The organism is Providencia sp. Je.9.19 (assembly GCF_051129765.1).
Classification (GTDB): Bacteria; Pseudomonadota; Gammaproteobacteria; order Enterobacterales; family Enterobacteriaceae; genus Providencia.
Window position 1 is genome coordinate 125,213 of record NZ_JBCPSS010000002.1, and the last position, 22,338, is coordinate 147,550.

The following is a 22,338-nucleotide window of genomic DNA, read 5'->3' on the forward strand; positions in this document are numbered from 1 at the left end:
GCGCCTTTTTTATTGGATCTTATCTAAGGATAGGATCAATTTTTTTGATAAAGATCTTTATACAATCGACTTTCAAAGCGCACCAGCGGTACTCGTCGGCTACGTTGTTGGCTTTGTGGAACTGCATATGCCGAGATAAATTGTACGAAAGCAACGCGTTGCCCACTTGCTGTCGTTAGAAAGCCAGCAAGATTATAGACTCCTTGTAATGCGCCTGTTTTTGCAGAAACCTTACCATTTACACCTGCCTCATCAAAACCACCACGATAACGCAATGTGCCATCATGTCCTGCCAAAGGTAGCATTGAGATAAAATCAAGTTGTTGATCGTTTTTGGCAATGAATTGTAAAACTTCCATCATGGTTGCGGGGCTAATCAGATTATGACGTGATAATCCTGAGCCATCGACCATAACGGTATTGCCGATATCAATACCTGCTTTTTGTTTTAGAACTTGCCTTACGGCATCAGAACCTGAACGCCAAGTACCTGGAACACCATAATAATCTCGGCCAATAGTGCGAAAAACAGTATCGGCGATCATATTGTCTGATTTTTTTAACATGACTTTTAATAAATCATGTAAAGGCTTCGATTCTGTTTTGACGAGGACTTGAGATTGTGGTGTCAGTTGAGTTCTTTTCTTCACATGTCCTGTTAACTCAATACCCGCTGTTGTGAGTTCATTTTTAACAATTGCCCCTGAATAACTTGCACCATTTTGCACGGCAAATGCGAGAGGTAAAGGTTCACTTCTTTGCATTAAACAGCCGGTTAATGTGTAGCGATTAAGTTCGCCGGGAACAACATCCAACTCACAATAGCGTGCTTCAGTGGAGCCTTTAGCGAGTGTTCTCACTTCACTGAACATATTCACCGGATAAAAATTTGCCGTTTTTATATAAGCCATCTCGCCTGCTTTTTCAGCAGGGTAGAGTGACACTGAAAAACAGTTTCTATCAATGATTGCAGCGGCAGGAGGAGCACTAAAACATTGGGTCATATCATTCCACACCCAACCCGGAGCTTTATCATGACTGGCAAATGCTGAGATATCGACAATTAAATCCCCCTCAATTTTTTGAATACCAATTTGTTTTAATGCATTAGCCATATTGCGAATTTGTTGACGCGTCAATGTTGGATCACCGCTAAATCGGATAACAAGGTCACCCGCTAATGTTTTATCATTTAGCTTTGCACTGGTTTCAAAATTGGTCACAAAACGATAATCAGGACCCAACTGTAGTAATGCGGCAAGGGCGGTGACAACTTTTTGTGTACTGGCAGGAAGCGCCATTTGTTGAGCGTTATAATCGATAAGAGGGGTATTACTCCCGACTTTCTGCGCGACCAGAGCAAGATTAGTGCCATCCGGTAGATATTGTTTATAGTCATCAATAGGAACAGCTAGCGCCTGTGTGGTAGTCACGGCGACTCCTAAAGTGAAGATCAATTTTCTGGCTAAAGTTAATAACGGCATATATTTCACGCATTAGGCTAGACATACTGTACATACTAAAGTGTAATGCCTTATAAAGTAAACGATGACCCGCGATTAACTCTAAGTTAAAATAGCGAATATTATGATAAGATAAGTCAGTAACTTAGTCTGATTGAGTTATTTACACCTAATAGATAATAAGAACCCCCCTGTATTGCAGCGGTGTTCGGTGTACTGTTGTTACAAAATCAGGAAGATACTTATTTTTTATAGGATTGAATCAGAGGTATTTATCAATGAAACAGATTCCAATGACGGTATTTGGTGCAGATAAGCTTAGAGAAGAGCTCGAGTATCTGAAATCTGTCCGTCGCCCTGAAATTATTACTGCGATTGCAGATGCACGAGAACATGGCGATTTAAAAGAAAATGCGGAATATCATGCGGCTCGTGAGCAGCAGGGCTTCTGTGAAGGCCGTATTCAAGAAATTGAAGCTAAACTTTCACATGCTCAAGTCATTGATGTTACGAAATTAACCAATACTGGACGTGTGATTTTTGGTGCGACGGTAACCGTATTGAATGTCGATACAGATGAAGAGCTGACTTATCGTATTGTTGGTGATGACGAAGCTGATATTAAAATTAATAAAATTTCAGTAAATTCGCCGATCGCGCGTGGTTTGGTAGGTAAAGTCGTCGATGATGCGGTTTCGATTAAAACGCCAGGCGGTGATGTAGAGTTTGAAGTTCTTAAAGTTGAGTATATCTGATTCCTATTTCACTGAATTGGTTATATTATTTTACTGATTTAAAGAGAAAGGCCGCAGGCGGCCTTTTTCCTCATATAAAGCATGCGCTCAATGGCATTTTTATATAAATAAAGCGTGATTATTTAGGTAAAATGATTTTACGATCCGCTGAAGGACGGTAAAGAACAAGTATTTTACCAATGACTTGTACATTTACTGCACCGGTTTCACGAACAATTGCATCAGCGATCAAAGTTTTAGTATCACGATCTTCGCCTGCGATTTTGACTTTGATAAGCTCGTGGTGTGCTAAAGAGAGTTCAATCTCCGCTAATACACCTTCTGTTAATCCATTGTTACCGATCATGACAACAGGATTCAAATGGTGAGCGAGACTTTTCAGGTGTTGATTTTGCTTTTTATTAAGTTTCATCGATTATTTGCTTGGTTAGTATTGAAAAAGGCTTATTCTACCGCCATCTGATATCTATCACCATCAATTATATCTATTTGATGGTAAAGAAGCAGTAATATAGATATATTTCTATTAGTATAGTTGGAAAGTGCAATGGCCAATAAAAAACGTACGGCAAGCTCAAGTCGCTGGTTGCAAGAGCATTTTAGTGATAAATATGTTCTGCAAGCACAAAAAAAAGGGCTACGCTCACGTGCATGGTTTAAACTGGAAGAAATCCAGCAAGGTGATAAAATTTTTAAACCAGGTATGACCGTTGTTGATTTAGGAGCAGCCCCTGGTGGTTGGTCGCAATACGTAGTCAGCCAAATAGGTAATAATGGTCGAGTTATCGCATGTGACCTTTTGCCTATGGACCCAATTGTCGGCGTAGATTTCCTACAAGGAGATTTTCGTGATGAGGCAGTGCTTGGTGCTTTGTTAGAACGCGTTGGTGATAAAAAAGTACAGGTAGTCATGTCTGACATGGCGCCAAATATGAGTGGGACACCTGCAGTTGATATCCCTCGCTCTATGTATCTGGTTGAATTAGCATTGGATATGTGCCGTGCGGTACTGGCACCTGGGGGTAGTTTCATTGTCAAAGTATTTCAGGGAGAAGGCTTTGATGAATACCTTAGGGATATCCGTTCCCTGTTTACGAAAGTAAAAGTTCGTAAACCCGAATCTTCGCGGGCACGATCGCGTGAAGTATACATTGTAGCGACAGGACTAAAACTTTAGTAACCTGAGCGTTATTTGTTAACACAGTTGTAATATGAGGTTAATCCCTTGAGTGACATGGCGAAAAACCTGATTCTCTGGTTAGTCATCGCAGTTGTTCTGATGTCCTTGTTCCAGAGTTTTGGCCCAAGCGACTCGAATAGTCGCAGAGTTGATTATTCTACGTTTATCAATGAGTTGGCTCAGGATCAGGTACGTGAAGTTCGTATCACTGGTCGTGAACTAAACGTCAGAAAAGCTGATAATAGCCGCTATACAACTTATCTTCCTATGCAGGATGAGAAGTTGTTAGACACTTTGCTGAATAAGCAAGTGACGGTTGTTGGTGAACCACCAGAAGAACCTAGCTTACTAACATCAATTTTTATTTCCTGGTTCCCAATGCTTCTGTTGATTGGTGTCTGGATCTTCTTTATGCGCCAAATGCAAGGTGGCGGCGGTAAGGGGGCAATGTCATTTGGCAAAAGTAAAGCCCGTATGCTGACAGAAGATCAGATCAAAACAACATTTGCAGACGTTGCAGGTTGCGATGAAGCAAAAGAAGAAGTAGGCGAAATTGTAGAATTCTTACGTGAACCAGCGCGTTTCCAAAAGCTTGGCGGTAAAATTCCAAAAGGCGTCCTGATGGTAGGACCTCCAGGAACGGGTAAAACATTGCTCGCCAAAGCGATTGCTGGTGAAGCTAAGGTTCCTTTCTTTACAATATCGGGTTCCGACTTCGTAGAAATGTTTGTGGGTGTTGGTGCTTCTCGTGTTCGTGATATGTTCGAACAAGCGAAAAAAGCAGCGCCTTGTATCATTTTTATTGATGAAATCGATGCTGTTGGTCGTCAACGTGGAGCTGGTCTTGGTGGTGGTCACGATGAACGTGAACAAACACTGAACCAAATGTTGGTTGAGATGGACGGCTTTGAAGGCAACGAAGGCATTATCGTTATTGCTGCAACTAACCGTGCAGACGTTCTTGACCCTGCGTTATTACGTCCAGGTCGTTTTGACCGTCAGGTTGTTGTTGGTTTACCGGATGTCCGTGGCCGTGAGCAAATTCTTAAAGTTCATATGCGTCGTGTACCGATTGACCCAAGTGTTGATACTTTCATCCTTGCGCGTGCAACGCCTGGTTTCTCAGGTGCGGAGCTTGCAAACTTGGTAAACGAAGCAGCATTGTTTGCTGCACGTGCTGATAAGCGTGTTGTTTCCATGGTTGAGTTTGAAAAAGCGCGTGACAAAATTTGGATGGGTGCTGAACGTCGCTCCTTGATGATGACTGAAGAACAGAAAGAATCGACGGCATATCATGAAGGTGGTCATATGATTATCGGTCATTTGATGCCTGAGCATGACCCTGTTCATAAAGTCACAATCGTTCCTCGTGGACAAGCGCTTGGTGTTGCTTTCTTCTTACCAGAAGGTGATGAAGTTAGCCGTAGCCGCTTGAAGCTTGAAGGTATGATTGCAACTGCGTATGCAGGCCGTATTGCTGAAGAGCTGATTTATGGTCGTGAAAAAGTCACCACCGGTGCGTCATCTGATATTCAGTTTGCAACGAATACAGCACGTAACATGGTAACGCAGTGGGGCTTCTCTGATCGTTTAGGTCCAATGCAATATGCAAAAGAAGAAGGCCCAGCATTTTTAGGTCGTTCTGCGGGTAATGGTTCTGGTATTTCTGATGAAACAGCACGTATTGTTGATGAAGAAATCAAAATTATTTTGGACCATTGTTACCAATTGGCTTATAAAACACTGAAAGACAATATCGATATCTTGCATGCAACTAAAGATGCATTGTTAAAATATGAAACTATCGATATGCCTATGATTGATGATTTAATGAATCGTCGTCCAGTGCGTGAACCTGCAGGTTGGGATGAAGACAAAAAAGTGAGCAATGTGACGGGTACCTTTGGTAAAGGTGCAGCGAAAACTGAGCAAGCGGCTAAACCTCAATCTGAAGAGCCAAAAAATAATTCTGAAGAACCAAGTGCAAACGAGAGTTCTGTAGAACCAAAGAATGACGCTGATGAATCAACATCATCAGATAATAATAACGATAATAAGCCACAGTAAATTATCGTGAAAAGTTAGATGCTAATAAAACCCCAGGTCTCTGGGGTTTTTTACGTTAAGGTAAAATAATAATGCAAATCAAAGCAAGAGGAAGTGTCCTTGACTTGTCTACACCGAAAGTGATGGGGATTTTGAATGTTACTCCTGACTCATTCTCAGATGGTGGCACCCATAATCGTTATCATGATGCTTTAGAACATGTTGCTAAGATGGTTCAAGAAGGCGCAGCAATTATTGATATTGGTGGAGAATCAACGCGCCCAGGCGCAGCTGAGGTTTCTGTTGATGAAGAATTAGCACGAGTGATCCCTATTGTTGAAGCAATCGCCCAGCGATTTGATGTATGGATTTCTGTGGATACGTCGAAAGCGCAGGTGATGAAAGAAGCAGCTAAAGCAGGCATGCATATTATTAATGATATTCGCTCATTACATGAACCTCATGCACTTGAAGTTGCCGCTAACACAGGTCTACCCGTTTGTATTATGCATATGAAAGGTCAGCCAAGAACGATGCAAGACGCACCGGATTATGACAATGTGGTGTATGACGTTAAACATTATTTAATGGCTGAAATCGAGCGTTGTGTCAGTGCCGGGATTGATAAACAGCAAATAATACTCGATCCAGGCTTTGGCTTTGGTAAAAACCTGTCGCATAATTACCAGTTATTGGCAAACTTAGAACAGTTTCATAATTTAGGACTTCCGCTATTGGCAGGAATGTCACGAAAATCTATGATTGGGCAATTATTGAATGTTCCACCGCAAGATAGACTTGCAGGTAGCCTGACTTGCGCAGTAATCGCTGCCATGCAAGGCGCGCACATAATTCGTGTTCATGATGTGAAAGAAACTGTACAAGCAATGCAGGTCGTTCAGATGACTCTGTCAGAAAAGGAAAAGTTAGCGTATGAGTAATCGTAAATATTTTGGTACCGATGGTATACGTGGAAAAGTGGGTGATAGCCCAATTACACCTGATTTTGTTTTAAAACTTGGTTGGGCAGCGGGAAAAGTACTTGCTCGCCATGGTTCTCGCAAAATTATTATCGGTAAAGATACGCGTATCTCTGGTTATATGTTGGAGTCATCTTTAGAGGCAGGTTTAGCCGCAGCGGGCTTATCTGCTTCATTCACAGGCCCCATGCCAACACCTGCGGTTGCTTATTTAACGCGTACATTTCGCGCAGAAGCGGGAATTGTTATTTCTGCATCTCATAATCCTTATTATGATAACGGCATTAAGTTCTTCTCAATCGATGGCACCAAATTGCCTGATGAAGTTGAAGAAGCTATCGAAGCTGAAATGGAAAAACCAATTACTTGCGTTGAGTCTGCTGAGTTAGGCCGTGCTAACCGTATTGTAGATGCTGCTGGTCGCTATATTGAATTTTGTAAAGGTACGTTCCCAAGTGAACAAAGCCTTGCGAGTTTGAAAGTTGTGATTGACTGCGCAAATGGTGCGACTTATCACATTGCGCCAAATGTTTTTCGTGAGCTAGGGGCTGAGGTTATTACAATTGGTTGCGATCCAAATGGTATCAATATCAATGAAGAATGTGGTGCAACTGATGTGCGCATGCTACAAGCCAAAGTATTAGCAGAAAAAGCAGATGTTGGCCTCGCATTTGATGGTGATGGCGATCGTATTATCATGGTTGATCACCAAGGTAACAAAGTTGATGGTGACCAAATTCTGTATATTATTGCTCGTGAAGCATTACGCCAAGGCCAGCTGAAAGGTGGTGTAATTGGAACTCTGATGAGTAATATGGGATTAGAAATTGCCCTAAAACAACTCGGCATTCCTTTTGATAGAGCAAAAGTGGGTGACCGCTATGTGCTTGAAAAATTGCAAGAGAAAGGCTGGCGTATGGGCGCTGAAAATTCTGGGCATATTATTTTATTAGATAAAACGACCACGGGTGATGGCATTGTTGCTGGGCTACAAGTGCTTAGTGCAATCGTGCGTAATCATATGAGTTTGCATGACCTGTGTAGTGGTATGAAATTATTACCTCAAATTTTGGTGAATGTCCGCTTCAAAGGTAAACATGACCCGCTGCAAAGTGATAGTGTGATTGCAGTTTATGAGCAAGTTGAAAAAGAACTCGCCGGAAAAGGTCGCGTTTTACTGAGAAAATCAGGTACTGAACCATTGATTCGAGTGATGGTTGAGGGCGAAAACGAGGCCGAAGTTACGGAAATGGCAAATCGGATTGCTGATGCAGTAAAAGCGGCGGGTTAATTTTTTCGCTAACCTTAGTCATTGCTTAATCGTCTGCTTATAAGACGCGATTAAAATATTGAAAAAGGTGAAGTATGGGTGTGGTTGAGCATTATTTTACAGCTTTGATTGTTTTTTCTGCAAATAACCAAATCGCGTCAAAATAGACTTGCTTGTCAGCTCAGCTTTGGTTAGTATTCGCACCTGCTCAATCTCGTTAAAGCGCTTTCCTCAAAAGTAGCTTTAAGCGAAATAGTTAAAAATAATTGAGCAGGTGTGCAGTGATAAAGGTCATAGCAATGCGCTATGGACCGTAACTGAATAGGTAACTCAAATGTATATAGCTCTTTTAATTATTTTCTTGCTAGCGTCTATTGGGCTTATTTGCCTAGTTATGTTACAGCAAGGTAAAGGTGCTGATATGGGTGCATCATTCGGTGCGGGTGCCTCTGCAACACTGTTTGGTTCATCGGGCTCAGGTAATTTTATGACCCGTATGACTGGAATTTTGGCTGCTGTGTTTTTCATTATCAGTTTAGTGCTTGGCAATATGACTGCCAACAAATACGGAACAGGTAGTAAATGGGAAAACATTAGTGAACCGGCAAAAGTCGAGCAACCAACAGACGTTCCGGCAGCACCAGCAACACCAACGAGCGATATTCCTCGTTAAGTGTGAATAATTCCGGATGAAGACTTATAGTCATCATCAAAAGCAGTAAGCAGTAAAATAAAGAATTAGAGGTTATTAAGTCAATTAGTAGCCTCACCTCAGTGCCGAGGTGGTGAAATTGGTATACACGCTACCTTGAGGTGGTAGTGCCTACAAAACGGGCGTACGGGTTCAAGTCCCGTTCTCGGCACCATTATTTTAAGATAACTTGAGATTTATAAGTTATCTGTGTAGAATACGACACGTTTTCGAACGCGGGATGGAGCAGTCTGGTAGCTCGTCGGGCTCATAACCCGAAGGTCGTCGGTTCAAATCCGGCTCCCGCAACCATATCTTAGTCAGCATATCTTGTCAGATATAATTATTTATTAGTATAGCTAGCAATTGTTGTTATCAATTTTAGTTATTATCTAGTTATTAAAAAATAATTGTCGGAATTTCTCATCGATTTGTCTAGACTTTCAAGATATACTAAGCATATGGTGAACCCGTGCACTACACGTGCACACAGGGTCCAGTTACTTAAAACCCCGAAATCGGGGTTTTTTGTTATTTGACAACCGAATTAACTGGGCTTTTATAGCCCTTTTTTTATGTCTGGGGGTGGGCTTGTCCACATTAGAACAAAAATTGACAGAGATGATTTCAGCACCTGTGGAAGCACTAGGCTTTGAATTTGTTGGCTTAGAGTTTATTCGTGGGCGTACATCGACACTGCGCATTTTCATTGATAGTGAAGAAGGCATCAATGTCGATGATTGTGCTGATGTAAGCCATCAGGTAAGCGCAGTATTGGATGTCGAAGATCCAATCGCTGTTGTTTATAACCTTGAGGTTTCGTCGCCAGGGCTTGAGCGTCCATTATTCACTATCGCTCATTATGAGCACTTTCTCGGTGAAGAAATATCTTTAACTTTACGTATAGCAATGCAGAACCGCCGCAGATGGCAAGGTATAATCAAGGCTATTGACGGTGAAATGATAACGGTTACTGTAGATGGTAAGGATGAGGTGTTCGCCCTGGGCAACATCCAGAAAGCTAACTTGGTACCCCACTTTTAATTAAGTTCAATGAGGCAACTAGGATGAACAAAGAAATTCTGGCTGTTGTTGAAGCGGTTTCTAACGAAAAATCCCTCCCTCGTGAAAAAATCTTCGAGGCTCTGGAAACTGCGCTTGCGACAGCAACCAAAAAGAAATACGAGCAAGAAATTGAAGTACGTGTAGAGATTGACCGTAAATCAGGTGATTTTGACACGTTCCGTCGTTGGTTGATTGTTGATCAAGTGACAATGCCAACGCGTGAAATTACAATTGAAGCTGCACAGTTTGAAGATCCTGAACTTCAACTGGGCGGTTATGTCGAAGACCAAATCGAATCAGTTGTATTTGACCGTATTACGACTCAAACGGCAAAACAAGTCATCGTTCAGAAAGTGCGTGAAGCTGAACGAGCGATGGTTGTAGAGCAATTTCGCAAGCAACAAGGTGAAATTATCACCGCGCAAGTTAAAAAGGTTAATCGTGAAAATATCACATTAGATCTTGGTAACAATGCTGAAGCTGTGATTTTGCGTGAAGATATGTTGCCACGTGAAAATTTCCGCCCAGGTGACCGCATCCGCGGAGTCCTGTATGATGTTCGTCCAGAAGCACGTGGAGCACAACTTTTTGTGACCCGTTCGCGCCCTGAGATGCTGGTTGAATTATTCCGCATCGAAGTGCCAGAAATTGGCGAAGAAATCATAGAAATTAAAGCTGCGGCTCGTGATCCTGGCTCTCGTGCTAAGATTGCGGTAAAAACTAACGATAAGCGTATCGACCCTGTCGGAGCTTGCGTTGGTATGCGTGGTGCAAGGGTTCAAGCGGTGTCTAGTGAACTAGGCGGCGAGCGAATTGATATTGTATTGTGGGATGATAACCCTGCTCAATTCGTGATTAATGCAATGGCTCCGGCTGATGTTGCATCTATTGTTGTCGATGAAGACAAATGCACAATGGATGTTGCCGTAGAAAGTAGTAATTTAGCGCAAGCAATTGGACGAAATGGACAAAATGTTCGCTTAGCGGCTCAGTTACTGAAATTACATCGTGGTGATGACAAGTGGGAATTGAATGTCATGACCGATGAAGAGCTAAATGCAAAACATCAAGCAGAAGCACATGCTTCTATTGATACATTCACCAAGCATCTTGATATTGATGAAGAGTTCGCCACTACACTTGTTGAAGAAGGCTTCTCGACGTTAGAAGAACTGGCTTACGTGCCAATCAAAGAGCTTCTGGAAATTGACGGTCTTGACTCCGATACCGTTGAACTTCTACGAGATAGAGCAAAAGCGGCCCTCACCACTATAGAATTGGCTCAAAAAGAGAGTCTCGGTGATAATCAGCCAGCAGAAGATTTGTTGAATCTTGAAGGTATGGATCGTACTCTTGCCTATACTTTGGCTACTCGTGGAATCTGTACACTGGAAGATCTTGCTGAGCAGGGCATCGACGACCTGATTGATATCGAAGGTCTGGATAAAGAGACCGCAGGTACACTCATTATGGCCGCGCGTAATATTTGCTGGTTCGGTAACGATGCGTAAACACTGTAGCAGGAAGGAACGGCATGACAGAAACTGTAAAAACATTAGCAACAGAAATTCAAACCACAGTTGATCGTCTGGTACAGCAATTTGCTGAAGCAGGGTTCAATAAAAGTGAAAATGACTCTGTTAGCCAGTCAGAAAAAGAAGCTTTACTGAACCACCTGAACCGCGAGCAAGGCGGAGTGGCGGGGCAGCCAAGCAAATTGACACTACAGCGTAAAACTCGTAGTACGTTGAGTGTCCCCGTCACCGGTGGCAAAAGCAAATCGGTAAATGTTGAAGTCCGCAAAAAACGCACTTATGTGAGCCGTGACGCTGAGCAAGCGAACGCGGAAGAACAGGCGCAGCGTGAAGCGGAAGAGCAAGCACAGCGCGAAGCTGAAGCTAAACGATTAGCAGAAGAAACTGCAAAACGTGAAGCAGAAGTAAACGCTAAACGTGATGCCGAAAATAAAGCAAAACGTGAAGCAGCTGATAAAGCTACGCGCGAAGCAGCGGAAAGAGAAAAAGTGAAACCAAGCGAAAATCATCAAAAACCAGGCAAGGCAAATGAAAGCAATGCCGAAAAACAACGCCGTGAAACTGAAGCTGCGGAGCTGAAGCGCAAAGCTGAAGAAGAAACACAGCGTAAAGTTGAAGCAGAAGCTCTTCGCGTTGCCGAAGAAGCGCGTAAAATGGCTGCTGAAAAAGGCGAAGAATGGACCGCTCCTGTGGTTGCTAAGCCTGAAGACGACAGCGATTATCACACAACTACATCGACTCATGCTCGTGCTGCAGAAGATGAGAATGACGCGAAAGAAGAAGGCCGTCGTTCTCGTAATCGTACCGCAAAAGCACCTCGTCAAAAGAAAGGCAATAAACTTTCTGAGAAAGCAGATCGCGAAGAAGAGCGTGCTGCAGGACGTTCAGGTCGTAATAAAGGGAAGCAACGTAAAGGTAGTTCTTTACAGCAAAGCTTCACTAAACCAGCAGCAGCAGTAAACCGTGATGTTATTATCGGTGAAACGATTTCTGTTGGCGAACTTGCTAATAAAATGGCTGTTAAAGGTTCGCAAGTTATTAAAACCATGATGAAAATGGGTGCAATGGCAACCATTAACCAAGTGATTGACCAAGAAACTGCACAGTTAGTTGCAGAAGAAATGGGTCACAAAGTTATTCTTCGTCGTGAGAATGAGTTAGAAGAAGCGGTAATGAATGACCGTGACATGGGTTCAGCAGCTCAAGAGCCTCGTGCTCCTGTTGTTACCATCATGGGCCACGTTGACCATGGTAAAACATCATTACTTGACTATATTCGTTCTACGAAAGTCGCTTCAGGCGAAGCCGGTGGTATTACTCAGCATATTGGTGCATACCATGTGCAGACTGATAAAGGTATGATTACCTTCCTGGATACCCCAGGTCACGCCGCGTTTACCTCAATGCGTGCTCGTGGTGCTCAAGCGACAGATATCGTTGTACTGGTTGTTGCAGCAGATGATGGTGTAATGCCACAAACAATTGAAGCTATCCAGCATGCTAAAGCGGCGGGTGTACCAATTGTTGTTGCTGTGAACAAAATGGATAAACCAGAAGCTGACCTAGATCGTGTTAGAAATGAGCTGTCTCAGTACGGTGTTATTTCTGAAGAATGGGGTGGTGACACTCAGTTCATTGGCGTATCTGCTAAAGTCGGTACTGGTATTGATGAACTGTTAGACGCGCTTTTACTGCAAGCTGAAGTTTTAGAGCTGAAAGCAGTTTATACGGGTATGGCAAGTGGTGTTGTGGTTGAATCTTACCTTGATAAAGGTCGTGGTCCTGTTGCGACTATCCTTGTTCAAGAAGGTACGTTAAACAAAGGCGACATCGTGCTGTGTGGATTTGAATATGGCCGTATTCGTGCGATGCGTAACGAATTAGGTAAAGAAGTTCAATCTGCAGGTCCTTCAATTCCAGTTGAAATTTTGGGACTTTCAAGTGTTCCTTCAGCCGGTGATGAAGCAACCGTTGTTCGTGATGAGAAAAAAGCGCGTGAAGTTGCTCTGTATCGTCAAGGCAAATTCCGTGATGTGAAACTTGCACGTCAGCAGAAATCTAAACTTGAAAACATGTTTGCGAACATGGAAGAAGGTAAAGTTTCTGAACTGAACATCGTTCTAAAAACAGATGTTCAGGGTACCTGTGAAGCGATTACTGACTCATTGATGAAGTTATCTACTGACGAAGTAAAAGTGAAAATCATTGGTTCAGGCGTGGGTGGTATCACTGAGACGGATGCAACTCTGGCTGCAGCATCGAATGCGATTATTCTTGGCTTTAACGTTCGTGCGGATGCTTCTGCTCGTCGTGTTATTGAAAGTGAAAGTGTCGATTTACGTTACTACTCAGTTATCTATAGCTTGATTGATGAAATCAAACAAGCGATGAGCGGTATGCTTGCACCTGAATACAAACAGCAAATTATTGGTCTTGCCTCTGTTCGTGATGTGTTTAAATCACCTAAATTTGGCGCAGTTGCTGGTTGTATGGTTACAGAAGGTACAATCAAACGTAATAATCCGATCCGTGTTCTACGTGATAACGTGGTTATTTACGAAGGCGAGTTGGAATCACTACGTCGCTTTAAAGATGACGTGAGTGAAGTTCGTAACGGTATGGAATGTGGTATCGGTGTTAAGAACTACAATGACGTCCGTGTCGGCGATATGATTGAAGTCTTCGAAATAATTGAAATTAAACGTTCTATTGACGGCTAATCTCTTTTATTTCTTTAAGAATTCATCTTTCATGGGGGGCTATTGCCCCCCAAATTGTCAGGAGAAATAACGATGGCAAAAGAATTCAGTCGTTCTCAGCGCGTAGCGCAAGAAATGCAAAAAGAAATTGCGATTATCTTACAGCGCGAAATTAAAGATCCTCGTATTGGCATGGCCACCGTTTCTGGTGTTGATTTGTCAAGGGATTTAGCATACGGAAAAGTGTTTGTGACCTTTTTTAATATTGCTAGCGAAAAAACTGAAGCTGAAATGGTAAAAGATGGCATTAAAGCATTGAATGAAGCTGCGGGTTTTATTCGTTCTTTACTAGGGAAAGAGATGCGTTTACGTATCGTTCCTGAATTGACGTTCGAATACGATAGCTCATTAGTAGACGGTATGCGTATGTCTAACCTCGTTTCGAATGTTATTCGTGATGATGAAGAACGTCGTGCCGATGCAGAAGATAAAGAGGCAAAATAATGGGTCGTCGTCGTAGCGGTCGTGATATACATGGCGTATTGCTGCTGGATAAACCTACTGATATTTCTTCAAATGATGCGCTGCAAAAAGTGCGGCGCCTTTTCAATGCAAACAAGGCAGGTCATACGGGGGCATTAGATCCGTTAGCAACAGGTATGTTACCTATTTGCCTTGGTGAAGCAACGAAGTTTTCCCAGTTTTTACTCGATTCAGATAAACGTTATCGCGTTATTGCCCGTCTTGGACAACGCACGGATACTTCAGATTCTCATGGAGAAATTATCAGTGAGCGTAACGTTGAGTTTACACAACAGCAACTTGATGATGCTTTAAATTATTTTCGCGGTGATACTCTTCAGGTTCCTTCCATGTATTCTGCATTAAAGCATCAAGGTCGTCCCTTGTATGAGTATGCACGAAAAGGAATCACTATAGAGCGTGAAGCACGTCCTATAACCGTATATGAATTACAGTTTATTGGTTTAGAAAATAATGAGTTAGAATTAGAAGTCCATTGTTCTAAAGGGACTTATATTCGCACTATTATTGATGATTTAGGTGAAATGCTAGGCTGTGGTGCTCATGTTATTTATCTGCGCCGAGTGCAAGTAGCCAATTATCCTTATGAAAAAATGGTCACACTCGAACAGCTAGCGGCGTTGAGAGCAAAAGTAGATGAAGGTGAAGATTCTTTTGAATCATTACTTGATTCATTACTCTTACCTATGGATACCGCGGTTATCCATTTCCCTACTGTTAATTTAACGGAAGATACTACAATACTTTTTCAGTTAGGTCAGCCTGTTCATGCGGATATACAAGGCCTAGCAGAAGGCGATATGCTCAGAGTTACTAGCGGCGAAGCGCAACGGTTTATTGGTATCGCGCTGGTTAGTGAAGATGGGCGTGTTGCACCAAAGCGCTTAGTCGTAGAAAATGAGCCTTCTGTATAGTGGCTTTTATTGCTTTGCGCTTATAAGCAGCGTAGAATGGCGGCGCTTAATCTGTGAGATGCTAAATTAGAGATTGGCTCTCATTACATACAATTATATCTATTTTTGGAGTTTATTATGTCTCTAAGTACTGAAGCAAAAGCGAAAATCGTTGCTGAGTTTGGTCGCGGCGAAAACGACACTGGTTCAAGCGAAGTTCAAATTGCTTTGCTAACTGCGCAAATTAACCATCTGCAAAGCCACTTTTCAGAGCACAAAAAAGATCACCATAGTCGTCGTGGTCTGCTGCGTATGGTTGCTCAGCGTCGTCGCTTACAAGCTTACTTGAAAGGCAAAGATATCGCGGGTTATACTGCTCTAATCGAGCGTTTAGGTCTGCGTCGCTAATCTAGTCAGTTTCAGAGGAAAGGGGCCAAATGGCCCCTTTTCTTCTAAAAGTTTTTTTTAAAAAATTATTTTGAATGTTGAAGTAATATTCGAATTTTACTTAACTTAAATGTTAAGCTATAACTCATAGTGTATTATTTTAGCTAATATCTCTTTTTAGCTGCATCCAATTCGCGCGGCTAATGAAAGTGTTGATCATTTGAATATCAATTTTTTCATTAGTCGCGAGGCTGTAGTAGGAAGAGCAAGCCAATGCTATCGGAGATGCTCAGGTAGCCTTACAAAAAGGGTAATATTGTGTTAAATCCTATTGTTCGTAAATTTCAGTACGGTCAACATACCGTAACGATTGAAACAGGCATGATGGCTCGTCAGGCAACTGCAGCTGTGATGGTAAATATGGATGATACCGCAGTATTCGTTACTGTGGTTGCTCAGAAAAAAGTTAAAGAAGGTCAAAATTTCTTTCCTTTAACTGTTAACTATCAAGAACGCACCTATGCAGCAGGCCGTATCCCAGGTAGCTTCTTCCGTCGTGAAGGTCGTCCTGGTGAAGGCGAGACGCTGATCGCTCGTTTGATTGACCGTCCACTGCGTCCATTATTCCCAGATAGTTTTTTGAATGAAATTCAAATTATTGCAACAGTTGTTTCGGTTAACCCACAAGTTAACCCTGATATGGTTGCGATGATTGGTGCATCAGCTGCATTAGCACTGTCAGGCGTACCATTTAATGGTCCTATCGGTGCAGCGCGTGTTGGTTTTATCAATGACCAATATGTTCTTAATCCAACTGCTGATGAACTAAAAACAAGCCGTCTTGACTTGGTTGTTGCAGGTACAGATAACGCGGTATTAATGGTTGAGTCAGAAGCTGAACTGTTAAGTGAAGAACAAATGCTGGGTGCCGTTGTGTTTGGTCATGAGCAACAGCAAGTTGTTATTCAAAATATTAATGAGTTAGTGAAAGAAGCCGGTAAAGAGAAATGGGATTGGCAGCCAGAGCCAATTAACCAAGTTCTGCATGACCGTATTGCTGTGTTAGCAGAAAGCCGTATGGGCGATGCTTACCGTATCACTGAAAAACAAGAGCGTTATGCTCAAGTTAATTTGATTAAAGATGAAGTGACTGCAACTTTAGTTGCTGAAGATGAAACTATTGATGTTTCTGAAGTTTCTGACATTCTTGCTAGCTTAGAAAAACAAGTTGTTCGTAGCCGTGTTATTCGTGGTGAGCCACGTATAGATGGTCGTGAGAAAGATATGGTTCGTGCGCTTGATGTACGTACTGGTGTCCTTCCACGTGCTCATGGTTCTGCACTGTTTACTCGTGGTGAAACTCAGGCTCTAGTGGCAGCAACGTTAGGTACTGAACGTGATGCACAGGTGATTGACCAAATTATGGGTGAATACACTGACCGCTTCTTGTTCCATTACAACTTCCCTCCATACTCTGTTGGTGAAACTGGCATGGTCGGTTCACCTAAACGTCGTGAAATTGGTCATGGCCGTTTAGCAAAACGTGGTGTATTGGCCGTTATGCCAAATCACGCAGACTTCCCATACACGATCCGTGTTGTTTCTGAGATTACAGAATCTAATGGTTCGTCATCTATGGCGTCTGTTTGTGGTGCATCACTTGCTCTTATGGATGCAGGTGTACCAATTAAAGCCGCTGTTGCTGGTATTGCAATGGGTCTGGTTAAAGAAGGCAATGATTTCGTCGTTCTTTCTGATATCTTAGGTGATGAAGATCACTTAGGTGATATGGACTTTAAAGTTGCTGGTAGCCGTGAAGGTATCAGTGCACTGCAAATGGACATTAAAATCGAAGGTATCACAAGTGAAATCATGAAAGTTGCATTGAACCAAGCTAAAGGTGCACGTTTGCATATTCTTGGTACAATGGAACAGGCAATCAATGGTCCACGTGAAGAAATCTCTGAATTTGCACCACGTATCTATACCATCAAAATTAACTCTGACAAAATCAAAGATGTTATCGGTAAAGGCGGCTCAGTCATTCGTGCACTGACCGAAGAAACGGGTACAACTATTGAAATCGAAGATGATGGTACAGTTAAGATTGCTGCAACTGATGGTTTGAAAGCAAAAGAAGCTATTCGCCGCATTGAAGAAATCACGGCTGAAGTTGAAGTTAACCGTGTTTACCAAGGTAAAGTAACTCGTATTGTCGACTTTGGTGCTTTTGTTGCAATCGGTGGTGGTAAAGAAGGTTTAGTCCATATTTCTCAAATCGCTGATAAGCGTGTAGAGAAAGTGACTGATTACCTGCAAATGGGTCAAGAAGTTCCTGTTAAGGTATTAGAAATCGATCGTCAAGGTCGTATTCGCCTTAGCATGAAAGAAGCCGTTGCAACTGATGAAACACCAGTACAACAGGACTCAGCAGAGTAAGCTGAACCAAAAATCCAGCGCTCTAAAGTTTAAGGGCGCTATCAGCTAAATTTGCTGAACAAAGTGGTAATTTAAGGGCGGAGTATGTTGAACGGTATCTGTCTTCGGTTTAGAGACTTTAACACGTTAATTCGTGTGGTTTCTGCGCTTATCTTTTTTGTTATCGTTGGATGTAGCAATCAAGATTGGCGAAAAAACGAGGTTCTTGCTGTTCCACTTCAACCTTCATTACAACAAGAAGTGATACTGGCTCGCATGGAACAAATCCTTGCGAGTCGGTCTTTAACCGATGATGAGTACGCACAGCTTTTATATGAGCGCGGTGTGTTGTATGATAGTCTAGGTTTAAGGGCACTGGCGCGTAACGATTTTTCGACTGCGTTAGCCATACGTCCTGATATTCCTGAGGTTTTTAACTTTCTAGGGATATATTTTACGCAGGCAGGCAACTATGATGCTGCCTATGAAGCGTTTGATTCTGTTTTAGAACTTGATCCAACTTACAATTTCGCGCAAATGAATCGTGGCATCGCATTATATTACGGTGGACGATACAAACTAGCGCAGGATGATCTGCTGGCGTATTATCAGATAGATCCAAATGATCCTTTTCGTACTCTATGGCTTTATCTTGTAGAAAAAGACATAGACCCGCGTATGGCGCAAGATAATCTTGCAGCTCGCTACACACAAGCGGAGAAGGGGCAATGGGGCTGGAATATCGTAGAATTTTATCTTGGCAACATTAATGAAAAAACATTAATGGAGCGCTTGAAAGAAACTTCTGCGGATAACACTTCGCTCGCTGAGCATCTCAGTGAAACAAACTTCTATTTAGGTAAACATTACCTAAGTCTGGGGGATAAGGATAGCGCAGCTGCGTTATTCAAACTGACGGTAGCTAACAACGCTCACAGCTTTGTTGAACACCGCTATGCATTGTTGGAATTGGCGCTATTAGGCCAAGAACAAGACGACCTTTCAGAATCGGGCCAGCAATAGCTGACGAACATTTCACTATTATTTTTTAAGTCATCATCCCTAGGGATGACGGCCTATTTGTTCGTTTAATAACACAATTTGAGCCAGTTCACATTTTAAATGATAATGACCGAAATGATTTTCGTGGAGTTATGTAAACTGGCCGCCACTAAGTATAAGGCACCTTTACATGACTACTGAGACCGATATTTCTTTTGCTGAGTTAGGTTTATCAGCACCAATTTTGGCTGCACTAAACGACCTGGGATATGAAAAACCTTCTCCGATTCAGAAACAATGTATTCCATTGTTACTGAGCGGCAATGATGTACTGGGTATGGCACAAACGGGTAGTGGTAAAACTGCTGCGTTTGGTGTGCCATTACTGAATAACATCGACCCAGAATTAAAAGCACCGCAAATCCTAGTATTAGCACCAACTCGTGAGTTGGCGGTACAAGTTGCGGAAGCGATGAGTGATTTCTCTAAACATATGAGCCGCGTTAATGTTGTTGCCCTGTATGGTGGACAACGTTATGACGTGCAATTACGCGCCTTACGCCAAGGTCCACAAATTGTTGTGGGTACACCAGGTCGTCTTCTTGATCACCTGAAGCGTGGGACTTTAGATCTTTCTAAACTGAAAGGCTTAGTATTAGACGAAGCTGATGAAATGTTAAGAATGGGCTTTATTGAAGATGTTGAAAACATCATGAGCCAAATCCCAGCAAATCATCAAACCGCATTGTTCTCTGCTACTATGCCAGATCCGATCCGTCGTATTACACGTCGTTTCATGAAAGATCCTAAAGAAGTTCGCATTCAAGCGAGTGTTACTACACGTCCTGATATCTCACAAAGCTATTGGACAGTAAGTGGCATGCGTAAAAATGAAGCATTAGTTCGTTTCTTAGAAGCGGAAGATTTTGATGCTGCAATTATTTTCGTTCGTACCAAAAATGCAACACTAGAAGTAGCTGAAGCGCTTGAACGTAGTGGCTATAATAGTGCAGCATTGAATGGTGATATGAACCAAGCACTGCGTGAACAAACTCTCGAGCGTTTAAAAGATGGCCGTTTGAACATCCTGATTGCAACTGACGTTGCAGCACGTGGTCTTGATGTTGAGCGTATTAGCTTAGTTGTTAACTACGACATCCCAATGGATGCTGAATCATACGTTCACCGTATTGGCCGTACTGGTCGTGCAGGTCGTGCAGGTCGTGCTTTACTGTTCGTTGAGAACCGTGAACGCCGTCTTCTGCGCAACGTTGAACGCACTATGAAAATGGTTATTCCTGAAGTTGAATTACCAGATGCAAACGTATTAAGCGAGCGTCGTCAGGCTAAATTTGCTGAAAAAGTTCAACAACAACTGGATAGCAGTGATTTAGATAAATACCGTGCATTATTGGCAAAAATATCTCCATCTGAAGATGTAGATATGGAAACATTAGCAGCTGCATTGTTGAAAATGGCCCAAGGTGAACGTGCTTTAATTCTGCCACCAGATGCACCGCGCCGTCCGCGTCGTGAATCAAATGATCGTGACCGTGGTGATGATCGTCGTCGTGGTGACCGTGACCGCAATAGCGGAAACAGCAATGGTAACAGCTTTGACCGTGCAGAACGCGGTGAACGTGGTGGCCGTCGTGAGCGTCGTGATGTTGGTGATATGGAAATGTATCGTATTGAAGTGGGTCGTGATGATGGTGTGGAAGTTCGTCACATTGTTGGTGCGATTGCTAACGAAGCAGATATCAGCAGCCGTTATATTGGTAACATTAAATTGTATGGTACACATACAACGATTGAATTACCAAAAGGCATGCCAACTGAAGTGTTAGGCCACCTAAGCCGTGCACGTGTATTGAATAAACCAATGCAAATGCAATTGATGGGTGATGCACAACCATTTGAACGTCGTACTGAACGCCGTAGTGGTCCTCGTCGTGATGGCGGAAGTGAAGGTGGTTTCGGCGCGGGTCGTCGTAATGACCGTGGTGGAGAGCGCGGTGCTGACCGTGGTGGCGAGCGTCGTGGTGGTGGTGAAAGCCGTGGCCGTGCGAATTCAAGCTCAGCTCCTCGTAGCCAAGATGCGAACACAGCAGCTCCACGTCGTCGTAGCAGCAGCCATAACGCGTAATAGCATGATTTAATGGAAGTGTTTAAAACTTCCATTATGAAATAATATTTAAGCTGCACCCTAAAAGTTGAGAATCAACTGATTAAGGTGCAGTTTTTTTATTTATTCTTAGTTGAGTTGTTTTTTTAATTAAAAGTTTTATTTTTGATTTAACAACGTTTCTGCTTGTTTTTGAGACATTGGTAACTCGTCGTGACTCACCACAACTTTTTTCACTTTATGATTGAATGCGCTTACTACGACCTCTTCTAAAACTCGAACCTCAACAGGGCTCAGGCCACCTTCATTTTTTTCGAGTGCTTGGACAACAATTCGATGGTGAGGTGTTAAAGGCATTCTGACATTAAGCTTCATTGCATCAATAAGTTGAAATAAAACATATTCAGCAGTAGCAAAATCACCAATAATTAATCTAGATGAAGAGAACTCCCCTGTTACGCTGTGTTCTTCATGGGTTTCAACATTTTTTAAAATCATTGAATTTGTACGAATTTGAAGATAAAAATCGGCCATTATATTGCTCCTTTTTATGATGAATTAAATCAATCCAAGTGCTTCTTTTAGCGGTTTCAAATAACGTCGGCTGACAGGGATATGTTCTCCAGAGCTTAGAACTAACTCTGCTTGACCACTATCGCCAAGGAGGATCTCGTTTAATTGGGTCATATTAACGAGATATTGGCGGTGACAACGAATTAATGGCGTGCGCATTTCAAGCGTGCGCAGTGTCAGCTCGGTGAATCCCTCTTGACCTTGCGTACTCATGACGTAGACACCGCTCATACGTGAGGTGATATAGAGAACGTCATCTAATTTCATTAAATAAATACGGCTGTGGCCTGTGCACGGAATAAATTTAAGCGGCTCATTGCTGCTTAGTAATTCCAGATTTTGTTTTTGTTTGCCTTGGCGTAACCGGTGTAAGGTTTTATTTAATCTTTCATTTTCTAATGGTTTTAATAAATAATCAAAAGCATGTTCTTCAAACGCTTGAATCGCAAACTCATTAAAGGCTGTTAGAAAAACGATATGAGGGCGTTCTTCTGAATCAAGCATACTGACCATTTCAAGGCCAGTAATCCGCGGCATTTGGATATCTAAAAAAACAACATCGGGCTTTTTTTTATGGATAATGCCAATAGCTTCAATTGCATTGCTACATTCACCAATGATTTCAATATCATCATGTTCTTCAAGTAAACAACGTAAATTTTCACGGGCAAGTGGTTCATCATCAACAATTAATACATTCATAGAAATTCAAT

The 22,338-nt window shown here is 42.3% G+C and carries 19 protein-coding genes and 2 tRNA genes; 17 read left to right on the plus strand and 4 right to left on the minus strand.

Annotation, left to right across the window (positions count from 1 at the left end):
* Nucleotides 1–35: 35 nt before the first annotated feature.
* Complete coding sequence (dacB, locus tag AAZR93_RS09760) at nt 36–1,484, minus strand: serine-type D-Ala-D-Ala carboxypeptidase (protein ID WP_434719705.1); 1,449 nt, start codon at nt 1,482–1,484, stop codon at nt 36–38.
* 257 nt (nt 1,485–1,741) lie between these two features.
* Here dacB and greA point away from each other — a divergent pair, with 257 nt between their 5' ends.
* The gene (gene greA, locus AAZR93_RS09765; RefSeq protein WP_336429338.1) at nt 1,742–2,218 is read left to right on the plus strand and encodes a transcription elongation factor GreA; all 477 of its coding nucleotides are present in this window, start codon (nt 1,742–1,744) and stop codon (nt 2,216–2,218) included.
* 118 nt (nt 2,219–2,336) lie between these two features.
* Here the strand turns inward: greA and yhbY are convergent, their stop codons facing one another.
* Nucleotides 2,337–2,630 carry a ribosome assembly RNA-binding protein YhbY gene (gene yhbY, locus AAZR93_RS09770; RefSeq protein ID WP_294104176.1) on the minus strand — a complete coding sequence of 98 codons (294 nt, stop codon included), beginning with the start codon at nt 2,628–2,630 and terminating at the stop codon, nt 2,337–2,339.
* A 135-nt stretch (nt 2,631–2,765) separates the two neighbouring features.
* On the opposite strand from yhbY, the gene rlmE reads away from it, so the two are divergent.
* The 16 genes from rlmE to AAZR93_RS09850 all read left to right on the plus strand — a co-directional run bounded on the left by rlmE (nt 2,766) and on the right by AAZR93_RS09850 (nt 21,073).
* Nucleotides 2,766–3,395, plus strand: a complete 630-nt coding sequence (gene rlmE / locus AAZR93_RS09775) for a 23S rRNA (uridine(2552)-2'-O)-methyltransferase RlmE (RefSeq protein ID WP_294104175.1) — start codon at nt 2,766–2,768, stop codon at nt 3,393–3,395.
* 57 nt (nt 3,396–3,452) lie between these two features.
* Entirely contained in the window at nt 3,453–5,465 is a 2,013-nt protein-coding gene (gene ftsH / locus AAZR93_RS09780; RefSeq protein ID WP_294104174.1) for an ATP-dependent zinc metalloprotease FtsH, read from the plus strand.
* 71 nt (nt 5,466–5,536) lie between these two features.
* Nucleotides 5,537–6,385: a dihydropteroate synthase gene (gene folP / locus AAZR93_RS09785; RefSeq protein ID WP_434719706.1), complete on the plus strand. Its 849-nt coding sequence runs from the start codon at nt 5,537–5,539 to the stop codon at nt 6,383–6,385.
* Nucleotides 6,378–7,715 carry a phosphoglucosamine mutase gene (glmM, locus tag AAZR93_RS09790; protein ID WP_294104172.1) on the plus strand — a complete coding sequence of 446 codons (1,338 nt, stop codon included), beginning with the start codon at nt 6,378–6,380 and terminating at the stop codon, nt 7,713–7,715. The genes folP and glmM overlap by 8 nt, the downstream gene beginning before the upstream one ends.
* 313 nt (nt 7,716–8,028) lie before the next feature.
* Nucleotides 8,029–8,367: a preprotein translocase subunit SecG gene (secG, locus tag AAZR93_RS09795; RefSeq protein WP_294104171.1), complete on the plus strand. Its 339-nt coding sequence runs from the start codon at nt 8,029–8,031 to the stop codon at nt 8,365–8,367.
* A 103-nt stretch (nt 8,368–8,470) separates the two neighbouring features.
* A tRNA-Leu gene (locus AAZR93_RS09800) sits at nt 8,471–8,560 on the plus strand.
* 60 nt (nt 8,561–8,620) lie between these two features.
* A tRNA-Met gene (locus AAZR93_RS09805) sits at nt 8,621–8,697 on the plus strand.
* Between the two features lie 279 nt (nt 8,698–8,976).
* On the plus strand, nt 8,977–9,429 hold the full coding sequence (gene rimP, locus AAZR93_RS09810) for a ribosome maturation factor RimP (protein WP_294104432.1): 453 nt from the start codon (nt 8,977–8,979) through the stop codon (nt 9,427–9,429).
* Between the two features lie 23 nt (nt 9,430–9,452).
* Nucleotides 9,453–10,961 carry a transcription termination factor NusA gene (gene nusA, locus AAZR93_RS09815; protein WP_294104170.1) on the plus strand — a complete coding sequence of 503 codons (1,509 nt, stop codon included), beginning with the start codon at nt 9,453–9,455 and terminating at the stop codon, nt 10,959–10,961.
* Between the two features lie 23 nt (nt 10,962–10,984).
* A complete protein-coding gene (gene infB / locus AAZR93_RS09820) occupies nt 10,985–13,705 on the plus strand; it encodes a translation initiation factor IF-2 (protein WP_434719707.1) in 2,721 nt (906 codons plus the stop codon).
* 72 nt (nt 13,706–13,777) lie between these two features.
* Entirely contained in the window at nt 13,778–14,188 is a 411-nt protein-coding gene (rbfA, locus tag AAZR93_RS09825) for a 30S ribosome-binding factor RbfA (protein WP_294104166.1), read from the plus strand.
* Nucleotides 14,188–15,141: a tRNA pseudouridine(55) synthase TruB gene (gene truB / locus AAZR93_RS09830; RefSeq protein ID WP_434719708.1), complete on the plus strand. Its 954-nt coding sequence runs from the start codon at nt 14,188–14,190 to the stop codon at nt 15,139–15,141. The genes rbfA and truB overlap by 1 nt, the downstream gene beginning before the upstream one ends.
* 117 nt (nt 15,142–15,258) lie before the next feature.
* Nucleotides 15,259–15,528: a 30S ribosomal protein S15 gene (gene rpsO / locus AAZR93_RS09835; protein ID WP_294104162.1), complete on the plus strand. Its 270-nt coding sequence runs from the start codon at nt 15,259–15,261 to the stop codon at nt 15,526–15,528.
* Between the two features lie 297 nt (nt 15,529–15,825).
* Entirely contained in the window at nt 15,826–17,946 is a 2,121-nt protein-coding gene (gene pnp, locus AAZR93_RS09840; RefSeq protein WP_434719709.1) for a polyribonucleotide nucleotidyltransferase, read from the plus strand.
* Between the two features lie 84 nt (nt 17,947–18,030).
* A complete protein-coding gene (nlpI, locus tag AAZR93_RS09845) occupies nt 18,031–18,948 on the plus strand; it encodes a lipoprotein NlpI (protein WP_434719710.1) in 918 nt (305 codons plus the stop codon).
* A 169-nt stretch (nt 18,949–19,117) separates the two neighbouring features.
* Nucleotides 19,118–21,073, plus strand: coding sequence for a DEAD/DEAH family ATP-dependent RNA helicase (locus tag AAZR93_RS09850; protein WP_294104156.1), 1,956 nt, complete (start codon nt 19,118–19,120; stop codon nt 21,071–21,073).
* 138 nt (nt 21,074–21,211) lie between these two features.
* Here AAZR93_RS09850 and AAZR93_RS09855 read toward each other — a convergent pair whose 3' ends face one another.
* Together AAZR93_RS09855 and btsR are read right to left on the minus strand one after the other, a co-directional pair.
* Nucleotides 21,212–21,586, minus strand: a complete 375-nt coding sequence (locus AAZR93_RS09855; protein WP_434719711.1) for a YjaA family stress response protein — start codon at nt 21,584–21,586, stop codon at nt 21,212–21,214.
* 24 nt (nt 21,587–21,610) lie between these two features.
* The gene (btsR, locus tag AAZR93_RS09860) at nt 21,611–22,327 is read right to left on the minus strand and encodes a two-component system response regulator BtsR (RefSeq protein WP_294104152.1); all 717 of its coding nucleotides are present in this window, start codon (nt 22,325–22,327) and stop codon (nt 21,611–21,613) included.
* Nucleotides 22,328–22,338: the final 11 nt, after the last annotated feature.

Excerpts from the sequence above, each read along its gene's own strand:
- nlpI (WP_434719710.1), top strand. The coding sequence starts at position 18,031 with ATGTTGAACGGTATCTGTCTTCGGTTTAGAGACTTTAACACGTTAATT.
- rbfA (WP_294104166.1), top strand. The coding sequence starts at position 13,778 with ATGGCAAAAGAATTCAGTCGTTCTCAGCGCGTAGCGCAAGAAATGCAA.
- btsR (WP_294104152.1), bottom strand. The coding sequence starts at position 22,327 with ATGAATGTATTAATTGTTGATGATGAACCACTTGCCCGTGAAAATTTA.
- glmM (WP_294104172.1), top strand. The coding sequence starts at position 6,378 with ATGAGTAATCGTAAATATTTTGGTACCGATGGTATACGTGGAAAAGTG.
- yhbY (WP_294104176.1), bottom strand. The coding sequence starts at position 2,630 with ATGAAACTTAATAAAAAGCAAAATCAACACCTGAAAAGTCTCGCTCAC.
- rlmE (WP_294104175.1), top strand. The coding sequence starts at position 2,766 with ATGGCCAATAAAAAACGTACGGCAAGCTCAAGTCGCTGGTTGCAAGAG.
- infB (WP_434719707.1), top strand. The coding sequence starts at position 10,985 with ATGACAGAAACTGTAAAAACATTAGCAACAGAAATTCAAACCACAGTT.
- AAZR93_RS09855 (WP_434719711.1), bottom strand. The coding sequence starts at position 21,586 with ATGGCCGATTTTTATCTTCAAATTCGTACAAATTCAATGATTTTAAAA.
- secG (WP_294104171.1), top strand. The coding sequence starts at position 8,029 with ATGTATATAGCTCTTTTAATTATTTTCTTGCTAGCGTCTATTGGGCTT.
- truB (WP_434719708.1), top strand. The coding sequence starts at position 14,188 with ATGGGTCGTCGTCGTAGCGGTCGTGATATACATGGCGTATTGCTGCTG.
- folP (WP_434719706.1), top strand. The coding sequence starts at position 5,537 with ATGCAAATCAAAGCAAGAGGAAGTGTCCTTGACTTGTCTACACCGAAA.
- nusA (WP_294104170.1), top strand. The coding sequence starts at position 9,453 with ATGAACAAAGAAATTCTGGCTGTTGTTGAAGCGGTTTCTAACGAAAAA.
- AAZR93_RS09850 (WP_294104156.1), top strand. The coding sequence starts at position 19,118 with ATGACTACTGAGACCGATATTTCTTTTGCTGAGTTAGGTTTATCAGCA.
- ftsH (WP_294104174.1), top strand. The coding sequence starts at position 3,453 with ATGGCGAAAAACCTGATTCTCTGGTTAGTCATCGCAGTTGTTCTGATG.
- dacB (WP_434719705.1), bottom strand. The coding sequence starts at position 1,484 with ATGCCGTTATTAACTTTAGCCAGAAAATTGATCTTCACTTTAGGAGTC.
- greA (WP_336429338.1), top strand. The coding sequence starts at position 1,742 with ATGAAACAGATTCCAATGACGGTATTTGGTGCAGATAAGCTTAGAGAA.
- rpsO (WP_294104162.1), top strand. The coding sequence starts at position 15,259 with ATGTCTCTAAGTACTGAAGCAAAAGCGAAAATCGTTGCTGAGTTTGGT.